Annotated in this window: 16 protein-coding genes; 6 read left to right on the top strand and 10 right to left on the bottom strand. The window is 56.9% G+C overall.

Annotated elements, in window-relative coordinates:
- Positions 1–515: 515 nt before the first annotated feature.
- Positions 516–1,718 (top strand): L,D-transpeptidase family protein, encoded by a 1,203-nt coding sequence (locus JOE09_RS07255; RefSeq protein ID WP_205065316.1) that lies wholly within the window; start codon positions 516–518, stop codon positions 1,716–1,718.
- A 442-nt stretch (positions 1,719–2,160) separates the two neighbouring features.
- On the opposite strand, the gene JOE09_RS07260 is transcribed toward JOE09_RS07255, so the two are convergent.
- The gene (locus JOE09_RS07260) at positions 2,161–3,192 is read right to left on the bottom strand and encodes a transporter (protein ID WP_205065317.1); all 1,032 of its coding nucleotides are present in this window, start codon (positions 3,190–3,192) and stop codon (positions 2,161–2,163) included.
- 198 nt (positions 3,193–3,390) lie between these two features.
- On the opposite strand from JOE09_RS07260, the gene ppk2 reads away from it, so the two are divergent.
- Positions 3,391–4,308: a polyphosphate kinase 2 gene (ppk2, locus tag JOE09_RS07265; protein WP_205065318.1), complete on the top strand. Its 918-nt coding sequence runs from the start codon at positions 3,391–3,393 to the stop codon at positions 4,306–4,308.
- Here ppk2 and JOE09_RS07270 read toward each other — a convergent pair.
- Positions 4,302–5,504 (bottom strand): MFS transporter, encoded by a 1,203-nt coding sequence (locus tag JOE09_RS07270; protein ID WP_205065319.1) that lies wholly within the window; start codon positions 5,502–5,504, stop codon positions 4,302–4,304. The genes ppk2 and JOE09_RS07270 overlap by 7 nt on opposite strands.
- A 179-nt stretch (positions 5,505–5,683) precedes the next feature.
- On the opposite strand from JOE09_RS07270, the gene JOE09_RS07275 reads away from it, so the two are divergent.
- Complete coding sequence (locus tag JOE09_RS07275) at positions 5,684–6,430, top strand: SDR family NAD(P)-dependent oxidoreductase (protein WP_239552985.1); 747 nt, start codon at positions 5,684–5,686, stop codon at positions 6,428–6,430.
- Positions 6,431–6,556: 126 nt separating this feature from the next.
- On the opposite strand, the gene dusC is transcribed toward JOE09_RS07275, so the two are convergent.
- From dusC to JOE09_RS07290, 3 genes are all read right to left on the bottom strand, one after another.
- A complete protein-coding gene (gene dusC, locus JOE09_RS07280) occupies positions 6,557–7,495 on the bottom strand; it encodes a tRNA dihydrouridine(16) synthase DusC (protein ID WP_205065320.1) in 939 nt (312 codons plus the stop codon).
- A 51-nt stretch (positions 7,496–7,546) separates the two neighbouring features.
- Positions 7,547–9,031 (bottom strand): ATP-dependent RNA helicase RhlE, encoded by a 1,485-nt coding sequence (rhlE, locus tag JOE09_RS07285; RefSeq protein WP_205065321.1) that lies wholly within the window; start codon positions 9,029–9,031, stop codon positions 7,547–7,549.
- Between the two features lie 257 nt (positions 9,032–9,288).
- Positions 9,289–9,678, bottom strand: coding sequence for a YbhQ family protein (locus tag JOE09_RS07290; protein WP_105591138.1), 390 nt, complete (start codon positions 9,676–9,678; stop codon positions 9,289–9,291).
- Between the two features lie 182 nt (positions 9,679–9,860).
- Between JOE09_RS07290 and JOE09_RS07295 the strand changes: the two genes are divergently transcribed.
- The 3 genes from JOE09_RS07295 to JOE09_RS07305 are packed head-to-tail and all read left to right on the top strand — an operon-like array spanning position 9,861 to position 12,816.
- Positions 9,861–10,622: an endonuclease/exonuclease/phosphatase family protein gene (locus tag JOE09_RS07295; RefSeq protein ID WP_205065322.1), complete on the top strand. Its 762-nt coding sequence runs from the start codon at positions 9,861–9,863 to the stop codon at positions 10,620–10,622.
- A complete protein-coding gene (clsB, locus tag JOE09_RS07300) occupies positions 10,619–11,863 on the top strand; it encodes a cardiolipin synthase ClsB (protein WP_205065323.1) in 1,245 nt (414 codons plus the stop codon). The genes JOE09_RS07295 and clsB overlap by 4 nt, the downstream gene beginning before the upstream one ends.
- Positions 11,863–12,816 (top strand): lysylphosphatidylglycerol synthase domain-containing protein, encoded by a 954-nt coding sequence (locus JOE09_RS07305; RefSeq protein ID WP_205065324.1) that lies wholly within the window; start codon positions 11,863–11,865, stop codon positions 12,814–12,816. Before clsB ends, JOE09_RS07305 begins: the two co-directional genes overlap by 1 nt.
- A 43-nt stretch (positions 12,817–12,859) precedes the next feature.
- On the opposite strand, the gene JOE09_RS07310 is transcribed toward JOE09_RS07305, so the two are convergent.
- The 5 genes from JOE09_RS07310 to moaC form a co-directional block, all read right to left on the bottom strand.
- The gene (locus tag JOE09_RS07310; protein WP_105591134.1) at positions 12,860–13,570 is read right to left on the bottom strand and encodes a Bax inhibitor-1/YccA family protein; all 711 of its coding nucleotides are present in this window, start codon (positions 13,568–13,570) and stop codon (positions 12,860–12,862) included.
- 122 nt (positions 13,571–13,692) lie between these two features.
- A complete protein-coding gene (locus JOE09_RS07315; protein ID WP_205065325.1) occupies positions 13,693–14,784 on the bottom strand; it encodes a DUF1615 domain-containing protein in 1,092 nt (363 codons plus the stop codon).
- A 78-nt stretch (positions 14,785–14,862) separates the two neighbouring features.
- Positions 14,863–15,330: a molybdopterin synthase catalytic subunit MoaE gene (gene moaE, locus JOE09_RS07320; RefSeq protein ID WP_205065326.1), complete on the bottom strand. Its 468-nt coding sequence runs from the start codon at positions 15,328–15,330 to the stop codon at positions 14,863–14,865.
- A gap of 1 nt (position 15,331) precedes the next feature.
- On the bottom strand, positions 15,332–15,577 hold the full coding sequence (moaD, locus tag JOE09_RS07325) for a molybdopterin synthase sulfur carrier subunit (RefSeq protein ID WP_105591131.1): 246 nt from the start codon (positions 15,575–15,577) through the stop codon (positions 15,332–15,334).
- Positions 15,570–16,055, bottom strand: coding sequence for a cyclic pyranopterin monophosphate synthase MoaC (moaC, locus tag JOE09_RS07330; protein WP_205065327.1), 486 nt, complete (start codon positions 16,053–16,055; stop codon positions 15,570–15,572). Before moaC ends, moaD begins: the two co-directional genes overlap by 8 nt.
- Position 16,056 lies beyond the last annotated feature (1 nt).

A 16,056-nucleotide genomic window follows, 5' to 3' on the forward strand; every position in this document is an offset into this window, starting at 1 on the left:
GTAGACGTTACGACCGGCATCGGGAGCATCATGGTCTGAGGCATGACATGCTTTATTCAAAGACATAACAGGCTTTATTCAATCGTTAACGGGGCGGTTTTTCCGCCCCGACACTCCCATCATCCGCGATTTTTCTGCTCGTACTCATACCCAGGCGAATATCACCGTTCTGATTGGTTAAGAAAACACACGATCTTTATTGTGCTTATCGGCGTGCCCTGACCACTTCAGGGGCTTTAACATCGCACGGGTTCTGCTACCTTGACTGAATAATGTAGTGTTTTCTTCAGAATTAACTGAGAGGAAAAATCACTGAGGTCATTGTTGACGCTGGCTCGGGTGAAAATTCACCGTGATTTGGTGGCATTGCAGACAATTCTTCGTAAAGAAAGTTCAACAAAGATAAATCCTGGTTTCATCCGAGGCCATTATGAACATATAATGTGCAGCCGGTCACAGTTGACCAGTATTGGGTCGTTTATCAACAGTCTACATGGCGCTACACCTGAAATAATATGAAAAAAAGCATCCGTGCATTTGTCACCCTGTTTCTGGCCGCAGCGGCGTTCAGCCACTCAGCCTTAGCCGTGGTTTATCCGCTTCCGGCCGCCAACAGCCGCCTGACCGGACAGAATCTGGAAATCACTATTCCTGAAGACAGCAAGCTTCCGCTGGAAGCCTTTGCTGCGCAGTACCAGATGGGTCTGAGCAACCTGATGGAAGCGAACCCGGGCGTTGACGTTTATCTGCCGAAAGCGGGCACTAAACTGATCATTCCTCAGCAGCTGATCCTGCCAGATGCTCCGCGTGAAGGCATTGTGATCAACAGCGCCGAAATGCGTCTTTACTACTATCCGAAAGGCACAAAAACCGTTGTCGTGCTGCCAATCGGCATCGGTGAATTGGGTAAAGATACGCCGGTTAACTGGACCACGTCAGTTCAGCGTAAAAAAGACGGCCCGACCTGGACCCCGACCAAGAAAATGCACGAAGAGTACGCCGCGCGCGGTGAATCTCTGCCTGCCGTTTTCCCGGCTGGCCCGGATAACCCAATGGGTCTTTATGCGCTGTATATTGGCCGCCTGTACGCCATCCACGGCACCAACGCCAACTTTGGTATCGGCCTGCGCGTAAGCCACGGTTGCGTGCGTCTGCGCGCTGACGATATTAAATGGCTGTTCGACAACGTGCCGGTTGGCACGCGCGTGCAGTTTATCGATCAGCCTGTTAAGGCAACGGTCGAGCCGGACGGTTCACGCTATGTCGAGATCCACAACCCGCTGTCGCAGACTGAAGAGCAGTTCCAGTCACGCGAGCCGGTTCCACTGACGCTTACCGCTGCGGTAACGAAAGTGGTTAGCGATGCCAGCGTTAACACCACCAGCATGGAAGACGCGCTGAAAACCCGTTCCGGTATGCCGGTAAAAGTCAACGGTGAAGCCGATGCCACCGCTCCGGTTGCTGTCCCAGAGCAGGAAGGTGCACTGCCGAAAGAAGAGCCGATGACGCCGGTCACCCCGCAGGGTGCCAACGTGATTGATTCTGTTACCGGTGATGCCACTGCCGCAGCGCAGCAACCCGCTGAACAGGCCGCGGCGGAGCAGCCAGCCACCGAGCAGTCTGCACCGGCAGCGACCGATGCACCCGCTGAAAGCAACGCCCAGACCATTCCAGGTCTGAGCCAGCCAGGCCCAATCTACAGCACGCCGAAATCCTGATTCACATCAGGGGCCGCTCACTGGCCCGGTGATTAAAAACTGCACCTGAAAGGCGGCCAGAGGCGCTGATTAAGGTGCAGTTTTTTTATGCCATAAAGCTTCACTTGCAGAATAATGAACCCTTCTCCCGGATGGCTGCGGACACCTTCAGCTGCACATCTTCGAATCGCGTCCTGCTCCTTTTTGATCGCCCGCAATTTATATAATTACTTCGAATTAGGCTACATCTTACTACCTGATTTAATTAATGAAAATACGCACAAGCGCACGGAATGACTCGTACTGACCAGGCTAATCGCATTAGCTTAATGCTGCGTTAGCGTTAATTTGCTAATGCCCTCGACAACAATAGGCTTTGGAGAACCCATGTTGTTCTCACCGCTGGCGTTTGTGTCTCGGCCAGCATTTCCACCGGGAAAGGATGCCACCCTTTCCCTTTTTTTTATCTCGGTTCCCGCCGCCGAAGCACCAGCCAGGCCGCCGCACAGCTAAATACCATCACCAGCATCACTAACAGCACGAAACCATGTGGGTTACCTGAAAGCGGTATCCCTCCTACATTCATGCCGAAAAAACCGGCGACCAGATTAATGGGCAGCGCCAGCACGGTAATCAGCGTCAGGGTAAACAGCGTGCGATTGCTCTGCTCCAACTGCTGTGCAGCCACTTCTTCCTGCAGCAGACGGATGCGTTCGGTCAGACCATTAAGGTCGTTCAGTACCACCGTAAACTCTTCGGTAAACTGCCGAAGATCCTGCACCACGCTGGGGTTCAGCCAGCCGGGTGGCCGATTTATCAGCCGAAAAAGCGCGGCCGGCTCCGGGGCCAGCAGGCGCTGAAAACGCAGCAGGGTGCGCCGCAGTCTGCCCAGTTCTGCGCGATTGCTTTTGATATGCTGACCTAACAGTCTCTCTTCAATCTGATCGACATACTGATTCGACTGGCGCACGATCAAACCGAGTACATCTTCCTGTTCCGCCAGCAGCTGGGCCAGCAGCTCGGTTGGCGATCGCAGGTCCATGGCAATCAGCTTCTGCTGTAACCGCTCCACCAGCCTGACCGGCTTAAAGCGGGCGCTGACCACCAGCCCCGCCCGGCACCAGATCCACAGCGTGGCACTCTCCTCCCGGCTTTCACGCGCATCAAAAATCACGTCGTTCAGTACCGCCATCAGCGCATCGTTCTGCCGCTCAATACGGGTACTGTGTGAACCGTGCTGGATCTCGTCGAAGAACTCTTCGTCTACGGCAAAATGGGTTTGCAGCCAGCGCGCGGCGGCAGCGTGATTCAGATTAACGTGAAGCCACAGAAAGCTATCTTCCGTGCTGCTCTGGCTGTTCCACGCCTCACACGACTGCTGTACGGTCAAACTTTGCGGCTCGCGGCCGTTGAAAAACTGATAGCCATAAATCAGGCCAGAAACATCATCACTAAAGTCAGGTTTTTGCCGCACCAGCGGCAGGCGTTGAGTCATAGATTTACCAGGCTAAAACAGGGCCGTATTAACCCTATCCTGACCTATGCAGATGACAGTTTTGTTACCACCGCCGTCGAATGAGCATTTATTCGCCCGCTTCGTCATTTCTTTGTCATAAAAACTGCGTATTACCGGAGAGTAATTCTGTTTAACAGCACAATGACTACTTTTTAACCTTACCGGGGGTAAGCGAGAATGGCGATGCAAGGTAATGATTTCTCCATTGAGAATATTAACCAGCGCCTGCTGCAGGAGTTCTACGACAGCTACGACGAAGAGCTGGAGATGGAACTTGACGATCTGCGTTTTGGCGACGGCCGCGAGCCTGAACCGGGTGAAAAGGCCTGGCGTAAGCACTATTTCCGCGAGCTGCTGCGCCTGCAGGGTGAACTGGTCAAGCTGCAGGAGTGGGTCACTCGCACCGGCCACCGCCTGGTGATTATTTTTGAAGGCCGCGATGCTGCCGGCAAAGGCGGGGTGATTAAACGCATTACCCAGCGCCTTAATCCACGCAACTGCCGCGTTGCCGCCCTGCCCGCCCCTAACGATCGGGAACGCACCCAGTGGTATTTCCAGCGCTATATCGCGCACCTTCCGGCCGCAGGAGAAATGGTGCTGTTTGACCGCAGCTGGTACAACCGTGCGGGCGTTGAGCGGGTGATGGGTTTCTGCAACGAACAGGAAGTGGAAGAGTTTTTCCGCAGCGTGCCGGAGTTTGAAAAGATGCTGACGCGCAGCGGAATTCAGATCGTTAAATACTGGTTCTCCATTACCGATGAAGAGCAGGAACTGCGCTTCCTCAGCCGCATCCACGATCCGTTAAAACAGTGGAAGCTCAGCCCAATGGACCTGGAAAGCCGCCGCCGCTGGGAAGAGTACACCGAGGCGAAAGAAGAGATGCTGGAACGTACCAATATTGATGAAGCCCCATGGTGGATCGTGCAGGGCGTGGACAAAAAGAAAGCGCGCCTGAACTGCATCAGCCATCTGCTGCGCCAGATCCCGTATGAGGACACGGAGCAGAAAACTATCACCCTGCCGCACCGGGAGCGTCACGATGAGTATCGCCGCAACCCGGTGCCGGAAGAGATGATCGTACCGGAAATTTACTGATCCGGCCGGGGGGATCGACCGTCCCCCCGCATCAGCATTCTCACGATCAGCGCCAGCGCAATCAGCACCACGCCCGCCGCAGCCAGATAGATAGCATCAATTCCCCAGTGCCCAATCAGTAAGCCAGCCAGCGGCCCGGTGATCCCCAGACCGCAGTCGAGGAAGGCAGAATAAAGCCCCAGTGCCGATCCCTGATTCTGCGGCTTAACGCGCCGAATCGCCTCCACGCCCAGCGCCGGGAAAATCAGTGAGAAGCCGGAGCCGGTGAGAAACGCCCCCAAATCCACCATCCATACGCTGCTCGCCTGCCAGATAATCAACAGGCCGACGCACTCAATAGTGAACGACACCAGCGATACGCGCATCGCACCAAAGCGGCTGATGCTGTTGTTGAACAGCAGGCGCATCAGAATAAATCCGCAGCTAAACAGCGTCAGCGAGAAGGCCGCACCGCTCCAGCCGTGATGGCTGAAATAGAGGGTGATAAAGGTGGCAATCGTACCGAAGCCCACCGTGCCCAGCCCCAGGCACAGGCCGTAGATCCAGATTTTGCCAAACACCTGGCTGAACGACGTGCGCTCGCCCACCTGCACTTTGACCGCCGGCCGGCGCGTTGCCATCCAGAAGCCGAGAATCGCCATCACCACGATCAACCCGGCAAAGCCAGGAATGCCAAACAGCGAATTCAGCATCACGCCGAGCGGTGCGCCCATTGCCATGGCCAGATAGGTCGCCACGCCGTTCCAGGAGATCACCCGGGCGCTCTGCACCGTGCCGACCACATTAATCCCCCACAGGATCGATCCGGTAGCCGTCAGGCTTTCACCGAAGCCCAGCACCACCCTTCCCGCAGCCAGCAGCAGCAGGCTGACCAGTGGAGAGCTATTAAATATCACCGCCAGAATACTCAGCGCACCGCTGGCACCGCACAGCACCAGCCCGGCCAGCACCACTTTTTTTGGTCCGAGCAGATCGGCATAGCGACCGGCCTGGGGGCGGCTAATCAACGTGGCGAAGTACTGCAGACTGATGATAAGTCCGGCAACAAACGAACTGTATCCCAGCTGGTTATGCACATAGCCCGGCAGCACCGCCAGCGGCAGACCGATGGAGAGGTAACAGAAAAAGGTAAAAACCACGACGGAGATAATGCGTTTATTAAGCTGGGCATTGGTTAATGCCGGAATTGCAGACATAGCAGAGCCAAAACAGGTTGTAATAGTCGCTATATCATACCCTTAGCTTGCTAACAGATCCCGCGAAGAATCACGATAAGTTATGTCAAAAAGAGGATTATTGTTGCCAGCAGCGAATGTTAAACGCGAATTGCCGTTGAAGCTTAGGCTGAATGGGTTCATTTAAGGGAGATTTGATCATGCGATTTAAAGGAAAAGTGGCGATCGTGACCGGCGGTGCCAGCGGGATTGGCGCAGCGACCGTTCAACGGCTGGCATCGGAAGGTGCTGCAGTGGTGATTGCTGACCTGAATGAGACGGCGGGTAAAAAGCTGGAAAACCGCCTGAACAGCGAAGGTCATCAGAGCCTGTTCTTTAAGATTAACGTCACCGATGCCCTGCAGAATCAACAGCTGATTGAGCAGACGGTTGTGCGCTTTGGCCGCCTGGATATTGTATTTGCCAATGCAGGTATCGCCGATGATGCCCCCGCCGACGCGCTTTCGCTGGAGAAATGGCGCAAAACCATTGATATCAACCTCACCGGCGTTTTTCTGTTGGATAAGGCCGCCATAGAGTATTGGCTCGCGCAGCAGCAGCCTGGCGTTATCGTTAACTGCGGCTCAATTCACAGTTGGGTAGGGAAACACGGGGTGACCGCTTATTCCGCGGCGAAAGGCGGCGTGAAGTTGCTGACGCAAACCCTGGCAATAGACTACGCTGCCAGGAATATACGCGTGAATGCCGTTTGCCCTGGTTACATAGATACGCCGCTGCTCGATCCGCAGGGAGCGGCAGCGAAAGCCGCGCTGGTGAAACTGCATCCGGCAGGCCGCCTTGGTCGCCCGGAGGAAGTTGCCAGCGCGGTAGCGTTTCTCGCCAGCGATGATGCTTCATTTATTAACGGCGCCGCCCTGCTGGTGGACGGTGGCTATGTGGCTCAGTAAGCCAGATTTAGCGCCAACCTGCGCGGGGCCGGACAGCGAACGACAAACGCCCCGCACGAGATAACAAAGTAACATAGCGTGCTTTCGGCGAATTCAGGTCAGGTGGTTATCGCTGTTCGGCCTGGTTCAGACGCGGATATTGCCAATCGCCTGCGCGATATCCTTTGAAGTGCCCAGCGCACGAATTTCAGCAAACAGCCCGCTGGCTTCTTCGTATTCCTTACGCAGATAGCCCAGCCACTGCTTGATGCGCGCGACGTGGTACAGGCCGGTATCGCCCTGTTTTTCCAACAGTACGTATTTCTTCAGCAGCATCACGACGTCGTTCCACGGCATACGCGGCTCGTTGTACTTGATCACCCGGCTGAGGTTGGGCACGTTCAGCGCGCCGCGCCCAATCATGACCGCATCGCATCCTGTCGCCGCCAGGCAGTCCTGCGCGCTCTGCCAGTCCCAGATTTCGCCGTTGGCGATCACCGGAATCGTTAAACGTTGACGGATTTCACCAATTGCCGCCCAGTTAATGCGCTCGGCTTTGTAACCGTCTTCTTTGGTGCGGCCGTGTACGGCAAGCTCGGTCGCGCCCGCCTGCTGTACCGCATCGGCAATTTCAAACTGGCGATCGCCGGAATCCCAGCCGAGGCGAATTTTTACCGTCACCGGCAGATGAGCAGGCACAGCGGCACGCATCGCCTTCGCGCCCTGGTATATCAGCTCGGGATCTTTTAACAGCGTGGCACCGCCGCCGCTGCCGTTGACCGTTTTCGACGGGCAGCCGCAGTTGAGATCCACACCCCATGAGCCCAGCTCCACCGCTCGCGCGGCATTTTCCGCCAGCCATTCAGGGTACTGGCCCAGCAGCTGAATGCGCACCAGCGTACCGGAGGGCGTCCGGCTGGCGTGATCCAGTTCAGGGCAGAGACGAGAAAAACACTTCACCGGCAGCAGTGCATCCACTACCCGCAAAAATTCGGTAATACAGAGATCGTAATCGTTGACGTCGGTCAGCAGTTCACGCACCAGCGAATCGAGAACGCCTTCCATCGGGGCAAGTAGCACGCGCATGATAAACCTGTGGATTGTAAAAGGGGGAACCGGGCGGTTCCCCCGAATGAATTAGCCGTTGTTGCCAGGATTAGCACGACGCTGACGGGTACGGTTTACGCGTGGTGCTGCACCGTTGCCGCCTTCCGGGCGCGCACCGCGTGCTGCTCCGGAACCGTTAGCCGCACCGCCGCCGTTACCCTGACGACGCTGTTCACCACCGTTGCCCTGGCGACGCTGCTCGCCACCGCTGTTACCGCTACTGTTGCTGCTGCCGTTGCCACTGCGGTTGCCACCGGCACCGCGTCCGCCGCCACCACTACGCTGGCCCGGCGCACCGCCGCGACCGCGACCACCGCCGCCACCTGCGCCGCCGCGCTGCTGACGACCGTTAACGATCGGCTCAGCCTTGATCGTTGGGTCCGGCTCGTAGCCATCGATAGCCATTCGTGGGATTTCACGCTTCAGCACGCGCTCAATGTCACGCAGCAGCTTATGTTCGTCCACGCAGACCAGCGACAGCGCCTCGCCCACCGCCGCTGCACGACCGGTACGACCAATACGGTGTACATAGTCTTCCGGCACGTTTGGCAGCTCGTAGTTCACCACGTGCGGCAGCTCTTCGATGTCGATGCCGCGCGCGGCGATATCGGTTGCCACCAGCACGCGAATTTTACCGTCTTTAAAATCGCTCAGCGCACGAGTACGCGCACCCTGGCTTTTATTGCCGTGGATCGCAGCGGCAGTAATACCGTCTTTGTTCAGCTGCTCGGCCAGGTGGTTAGCACCGTGCTTGGTACGGGTGAAGACCAGCACCTGCTGCCAGTTGCCGCTACCAATCAGCTGCGACAGCAGTTCCCGCTTGCGCTTTTTATCAACGAAATGAACGTGCTGAGTAACCTGCTCAGATGCGGTGTTGCGGCGAGCCACTTCCACCTGCTCCGGGTTGTGCAGCAGTTTTTCCGCCAGAGATTTGATCTCATCAGAGAAGGTAGCGGAGAACAGCAGGTTCTGACGTTTTGCCGGCAGCTTGGCCAGCACACGGCGGATATCGTGAATAAAGCCCATATCCAGCATGCGGTCGGCTTCATCCAGCACCATAATCTCAACCTTGGACAGGTCAAGTGCGTTCTGATGTTCCAGATCCAACAGACGGCCCGGCGTGGCGACCAGTACGTCAACGCCGCCGCGCAGCTTCATCATCTGTGGGTTAATACTTACGCCGCCAAATACCACCAGCGAACGAATGTTCAGATATTTGCTGTACTCAGCAACGTTCTCACCGACCTGCGCTGCCAGCTCGCGGGTTGGCGTTAAAATCAACGCACGAACCGGGCGACGGCCCTTAGCGTGCGGATTACTGCTGCTCAGCAGTTGCAGCAACGGCAGGGTAAAACCGGCGGTTTTACCGGTACCGGTTTGGGCGCTGGCCATCAGGTCGCGACCGGAAAGCACTACCGGGATTGCCTGACGCTGAATCGGCGTTGGCTCGTTATAGCCCTGTTCAGCGACAGCGCGAAGAATATCGGCATTAAGGCCGAGAGAATCAAATGACATAAAGTTGACTGACTCCGGGTCCGCCCTGACCGCAAAGCGGTGTAGTTTCCAGGGGGAGAATATGACGCCAGGATTGTCCTGACGCTTGAATGAGAGCACAAACCACGGTGCGTAAGCGGCAGATTATAACAGATCCCCACGCTCTACAGGGAGTTATTCTTGGTACTGAAATCCTAAAAAAGATGCGGGTATCATGGGAGGCATACGGGGATATTCAGCGGATAAAATAACGGGCCACCGAAGTGGCCCGTCTGGGATTAACGCTGGCGGTGGCGCGAACGCGCCGGCTCTTTCGCCAGCAGCGAAACAACCGCCGGACCGGCCAGCATCACAACCCCTACGGCACCGAGCAGCAGGTTATTGTGGATCACCCGCGACAGTACCAGCAGCACTAACATCGCTGCACCGAAATAGTAAGTGGTTGTAACATCTTCAAGGAAATCGCCAATGCGCCGCAAACCCGGCACACGCTGCGTCAACAGCATGGCGGCAAACACGCTGGCATACATCGCCAGCAGCAGCAGGCTAACCTGCAGCAGCGCATGGTGCTTCCATCCCCACACCAGTGCGGCAATCAGCAGCAGGTGTAGCGCGATGTGTAAACAGTTTTGCCCAGTGACAATCTGAATACGATTAGACCATTTCATTTGTTTCTCCCGGTGGTCCATGACTGGCCACCCAAGCATGTTACTGACACAGGCCAGTAACGCAGTTCTCCAGACTAACTCAACTTTCGGACAAATCCGCAAAAAAAAGCGCAATTAAGCACTCTTTTGTGACAAGGACTACACTTTACTCTTCACAAGTTGAAAGGGAGAGCGCGCTAATTATGTCACAAAATGCGCAAGGATTTTCATTTAAAATCCTGACGATTAATACACATATGGGTTTTGCCCCCTTTAACCGACGTTTTATCCTGCCAGAGCTACGAGACGCAGTACGTGCTACCGGGGCCGATATTGTTCTCTTACAGGAGGTGATGGGCAGCCACCGTCTGCATGCGCTGAAGGTGGAAAACTGGCCCGGCGTGCCGCATTACGAATTTCTTGCAGATTCGATCTGGCAGGACTTCGCCTATGGCCGCAACGCTGTCTATCCCGATGGGGATCACGGGAATGCCGTGCTCTCTCGCCTGCCCATTACCCAATTTGAGAATCGCGATATTTCCATTGCGGGAACGGAAAAGCGCGGCATCCTGCACTGCCAGATCGCCCTGCCCGGAAAAGCGGGAACGCTGCACGTTTTCTGTGTGCATCTGGGGCTGCGCGAAGCCGATCGCCGTGCTCAGCTGCTGAAGATCTGTCAGATGGTAAACGAACTGTCGCCCGATGCTCCGGTGGTGATCGCCGGGGATTTTAACGACTGGCGGCAGCGTGCCAACGATATGTTGAAACGCCAGGCGGGCCTGGAAGAGGTGTTCAGCCAGCAGCGCGGACGACCGGCACGCACCTTTCCTGCACGCTTTCCGCTGTTACGGCTTGACCGCATTTACGTGCGCAATGTCGGTATCAGTCATCCGCAAACTATCCCGCTACGCCCGTGGTCACATCTTTCCGATCATGCGCCGCTGGCGGTGGAAATCCATCTATGAAACCAGGCTGGCGAGAAGGTAACTCCATCAGACTGCTGGAGAACGGCGAGGAATTTTTCCCTCGCGTTTTCGGCGCAATTCAACGCGCACAGCACAACCTGCTGCTGGAAACGTTTATTTTGTTCGATGACGACGTCGGCCAGGCGCTGCACGCTGAACTTCTGGCGGCGGCCCGGCGCGGGGTTCATATCGAAATGATGGTGGATGGCTATGGCTCACCCGATCTGCCTGACACTTTCGTTAACAGCCTGACCGCGGAGGGGGTTCGCTTCGTCTATTACGATCCGCGCCCGCTGGTGCTGGGGATGCGGACCAACGTTTTCCGCCGCCTGCATCGCAAAATCGTGGTCGCCGATGGTGATATTGCCTTCGTAGGCGGCATTAACTATTCGGCGGAGCACAACGCCAGCTTTGGCCCCCAGGCCAAGCAGGACTATGCCGTCGAGGTGAAAGGGCCAATCGTCGCCGATATTGCCGCCTACGTGCAGCAGGAGATCGGCAGCAAGCGTTCGGGTCACCGCTGGTGGGGTACCCGACGCCATCGCCCGGCGCAGAATGCCACACCCGGTGACGCACAGGCGCTGCTGGTCTGGCGCGATAACGGCGATCACCGCGATGACATCGAGCAGCATTACCTCGAGATGCTGCGCACGGCCAAAGAAGATGTGATTATCGCTAACGCCTACTTCTTTCCCGGATATCGCCTGCTGCGCGAGATGCGCAATGCGGCCCGCCGTGGCGTTCGCGTGCGGCTGATTGTTCAGGGTGAACCGGATATGCCCATCGTTAAAGTCGGTGCAGAGCTGCTCTACAGCTTTCTGGTGAAAGGCGGCGTGGAGGTTTATGAATATTGCCGCCGCCCGCTGCACGCCAAAATTGCGGTAAAAGACCGGCAGTGGGCCACCGTCGGTTCCAGCAATCTTGACCCGCTCAGCCTGTCGCTGAATCTGGAAGCGAATCTGATGATCCACGACCGCGACTTTAACCAGCAGGTGCGGGATAACCTTGAGCGCCTGCTGCAGGAGGACTGTCGCCGGGTGGAAGAGAGCGAGCTGCCGCCGCAGAGCTGGTGGCAGTTAAGTAAAAACGTGGTGGTGTTTCACTTCCTGCGCCATTTTCCCGCGATTGCCGGCTGGCTACCTGCCCATACGCCTAAACTGGCCGAAGTCCCTGCCCCGGTACAGCCGGAAATGGAAACTCAGGACCGCATGGGGACGGAAAACGAAGGAGCCAAATTCTGATGTCGACATCCCATCGCTTATGGAAACCGGTGAAAAAGGCGATGACCTGGCTGTTTTTTATCGCCGTTATCGTTCTGCTGGTTATTTACGCTCGCAAAGTTGACTGGAGTGAGGTGCTGGACACCATCGTGAACTACAACCGCACGGCGGTTCTGGCTTCGGTGGCGCTGGTAATCGTCAGCTATCTGACTTACGGCGTGTACGACCTGATCGGCCGCGCCAGCTGCGGCCACAAGCTGGAAAAACGCCAGGTGATGCTGGTGTCGTTTATCTGTTACGCCTTCAATCTGACGCTCAGCACCTGGGTGGGCGGCGTGGCGATGCGCTATCGCCTCTACTCAAGGCTGGGCTTAAGCAGCAGCACTATTACCCGCATTTTTACCCTGAGTATCGCCACCAACTGGCTGGGCTATGTGCTGGTGTCCGGCATTATATTTAGCGCGGGCATGGTGAAAATTCCCGCCGGATGGTTTGTCGGGTCGGCAACCTTACGCACTATTGGCATCGGGCTGCTGCTGTTTGTGTTTGTCTATCTGTTGCTGTGTGCCTTTTCCCGCCGCCGCCGCTGGAGCATCCGGGGCCACAGACTGGCGCTGCCTTCGCTGCGCATGGCGCTGGTGCAGTTTACGGTTTCCAGCGCGAACTGGCTGGTGATGGGGGCGATTATCTGGCTGCTGCTGATGCAGAAAGTGGATTTCCCACAGGTACTGGGCGTGCTGCTGATTAGCAGTATTGCCGGGGTGATTATTCATATTCCTGCCGGGATCGGCGTACTGGAAGCAGTGTTTCTGGCGCTGCTGCGCGGTGAACCGGTGGGCCACGGCACGATTATTGCCGCGCTGCTGGCCTATCGCCTGCTCTATTTTATCGCCCCGCTGCTACTGGCGCTGGTGCTGTATCTGTGGCTGGAGAGCCGGGCTAAATCGTTGAAAGCAAAGAATCTGGCGGCGTGACGCAAACGGTCCGGGGATAAGCCCGGACCGTGATAAGGTTGAATCAGCGGCGATTGCCGAAGATCCGCAGCAGCATCAGGAACAGGTTAATAAAGTCGAGATACAGCGTCAGTGCGCCCATAATCGAGTAGCGACGCAGATTCTCTTTATCTTCTACGTTGATACTCTCGCCGATATTTTTCAGCTTCTGGGTGTCATAGGCGGTCAGCCCGACAAACACCACCACACCGATATAGGTCACTGCCCACATCAGCGCGGTGCTTTTCAGCCACAAATTCACCAGCGAGGCGAGAAGAATGCCGATCAGCGCCATAAACAGCATACTTCCCATACCGCTGAGGTCACGTTTGGTGGTGTAGCCCCACAGGCTCATCGCACCGAACATCCCCGCGGTCACCACAAAAGTGCTGGCAATCGATGAGTAGGTGTAAACGAGGAAGATACTGGCCATGGTCAGGCCGGTCAGCGCCGAGTAAAGCATAAAGATGCCGGTAGCGACGGCCCCACTGAGCTTCTGCACCATCATCGACAGCAGTACCACCAGCCCAAGCTGCACGATAATCAGTCCGAAGAAGGTAATGCGATTGGCAAAGACCAGCTGCATTACCTCCGGGGTGTTCGCCGCATACCAGGAAACAAACGCCGTCAGCAGCAGGCCGCAGGTCATCCAGCCGTATACCTGCGCCATATAAGTGGACAGGCCCGTACTGGCACGTTGAACGATTGAATCACTGGAACGTGGATATCTGTCCATGATGCTCCTCTCAAAGATAAGTGAATAAACCCGTTAATCTGCTCTCAGTCTGGCACATAGATTCCCGACTGTGCCAGTTCGTCGTGAAACAAACTCACCCCGTTGAGCCAGGGTTGAAGCTGTTACTGGCGCGCCAGGCAGCTCTGATAGCGACTGTTCACCCGCTGGGCGAACCAGGCGGTGGTCAGATTACGGGTTATTTTCGGGCTTTCCAGCTTGATACCCGGCAGCACGGCACGCGGCAGCGTCTTCCCGGCGTCTTTATCCGCCAGCGCGAAGACCGCCTGCCACAGATCGCTGTTGCCGAAGTCCGCTTCATCTCCTTTTTCCAGCGCACGGCGAATGGCCCGGTCGCTGTAGTCCAGCCGTTTTCCCAGCGTGCGCAGCGCTTTTTCCGTTGATCCTGCGCTGTCGGAGCCGTAGTTAATCAGGTCACCGTCCAGCGCCAGTTTGATACCGCTCAGCCGCGATACGGCCGCCTGGAAAGCGGCGTTGCGGCTGGCGTACCAGCCCGCGTTATAGTCGGCAAAGCGGTAAAGCGGAGCCGGATAGTCGGCCGGATAGCCCAACAGGTGCTGGGTGCCAAACCACACGCCTCCGCGCCGCGTGAATACCTCTCGGCGGATAGATCCGTCCGGCGTATAGGGATAGCCGCGGGCGTGAGCCTCAGCAAAGGCGATACTGACCTGCATCGGCCCGCCGGTATGGATGGGATTCAGATTGCCGAACAGCTTCTGCCCCATCGGCACCATATTGATAAAGTCATCAAATATTGCGCTCAGCTCTTTTTCACTCTTCACACGATCGAGCCGGTCGGCGTAGCTTTTACCATTCGGGGAATCGATCATCAGCGCGGTACGCACCAGGAATGACGGGATATGCAGCTGGCCCGCGCGGCGGTCAATTTCAGCCCAGGCAATTTTCGGCAGCCCCGCGACGGGCGCATCGGCGTTAAAATTAGATTCCTGCCCGGCGACGGCGATAACCGAGCAAATATTGCTGGCGGTCGGCGGGATATTCAGACCGTTAAGCGCCACGAAAATATCCCCGGCCCAGCCCTGGCGATCGCTAACGCCCGCAGGCAGCAGGCGGGTGATTTGCGTTTTCACATCGGCGGGACGCGGCGCGTCGGCTTTTTTAGAGGTCGGGCTGCTACAGCCTGCCAGGATCAGCAGGGCCAGCAAAGAGAGGCGATTCAGAGCGCGATAAAGCATGGATATCCTTACGATTAACCCGATTTATGCGCTCAGACTAGCGGCTGATTCACCGTAGATCCATCAGATAAAGCGGTTTTACTCCGCCTTTTGCTGCTGCCAGCGCCCGGCGGCCTGCTTGTCGCTGTCGCGGGATTCAACCCAGCGATCGCCTTCGGCGGTGGCTTCCCGTTTCCAGAACGGCGCGCGAGTTTTCAGGTAGTCCATAATAAACTCTGCACCGTCAAAGGCGGCACCGCGGTGCGCACCGCTGACGCCCACCAGCACAATTTCGTCACCGGGGAACAGCTCGCCGATGCGGTGGATCACCGTCACCCGCTGCATCGGCCAGCGCTGACGGGCCTCGGCTACAATATCGGCCAGCGCTTTTTCGGTCATCCCCGGATAGTGCTCCAGGGTCAGCGCGCTGACGTTATCGCCGAGGTTGTGATTACGGACTTTGCCGGTAAAGGTCACCACCGCCCCGTCGCTGTCGCAGGCGGAAAGCCAGGCATATTCTGCGGCCATATCGAAAGGTTCGGCACTGACCCGGATTCGCGTTTCCATCTCAGCCTCCGGTTACGGGCGGAAAGAAGGCAACTTCATCCCCGGCTCGCAAAGGGTGCTGATGTGAAACCAGCGTCTGATTGACCGCCGCCAGCAGCTTGCCGGACTCCAGCGCCAGCGCCCAGCGATCGCTGCGTTCGGCCAGCGCCGCGCGCAGCGATTCCACGTCGGCATACTCGGCAGGCAGCTCGATACGATCGGTGCCAACCAGTTCCCGCACCTGAGCGAAGAAAAGAATATTAAGCATGAGGCACCGCCTGGAAATCACCGGATTTACCGCCGCTTTTGCTCAGCAGGCGGCACTGTTCGATGCCGATATCCTTCTGCACCGCTTTGCACATATCGTAGATGGTCAGCGCGGCTACCGAGGCGGCGGTCAGTGCTTCCATCTCCACGCCGGTTTTGCCGGTCAGGCGGCAGAGCGTTTCGATGCGCACCCGGTGATGATCGGGCTGCGCTTCAAGCGTGACTTCTACCTTGCTCAGCATCAGCGGATGGCACAGCGGGATCAGCTCCCAGGTGCGTTTTGCCGCCTGAATACCGGCGATGCGTGCGGTGGCAAACACGTCACCTTTATGATGGCTGCCGTCGATAATCATTTGCAGCGTTTCCGGACGCATCACCACAAAAGCTTCAGCGCGGGCTTCGCGCACGGTTTCCTGTTTGGTGGAGACATCCACCATATGCGCCTCACCGGCGGCATTAATGTGGGTTAACTGAGACATA

This window comes from Pantoea coffeiphila, from assembly GCF_016909495.1.
In the GTDB taxonomy this organism is placed as follows: domain Bacteria; phylum Pseudomonadota; class Gammaproteobacteria; order Enterobacterales; family Enterobacteriaceae; genus Erwinia; species Erwinia coffeiphila.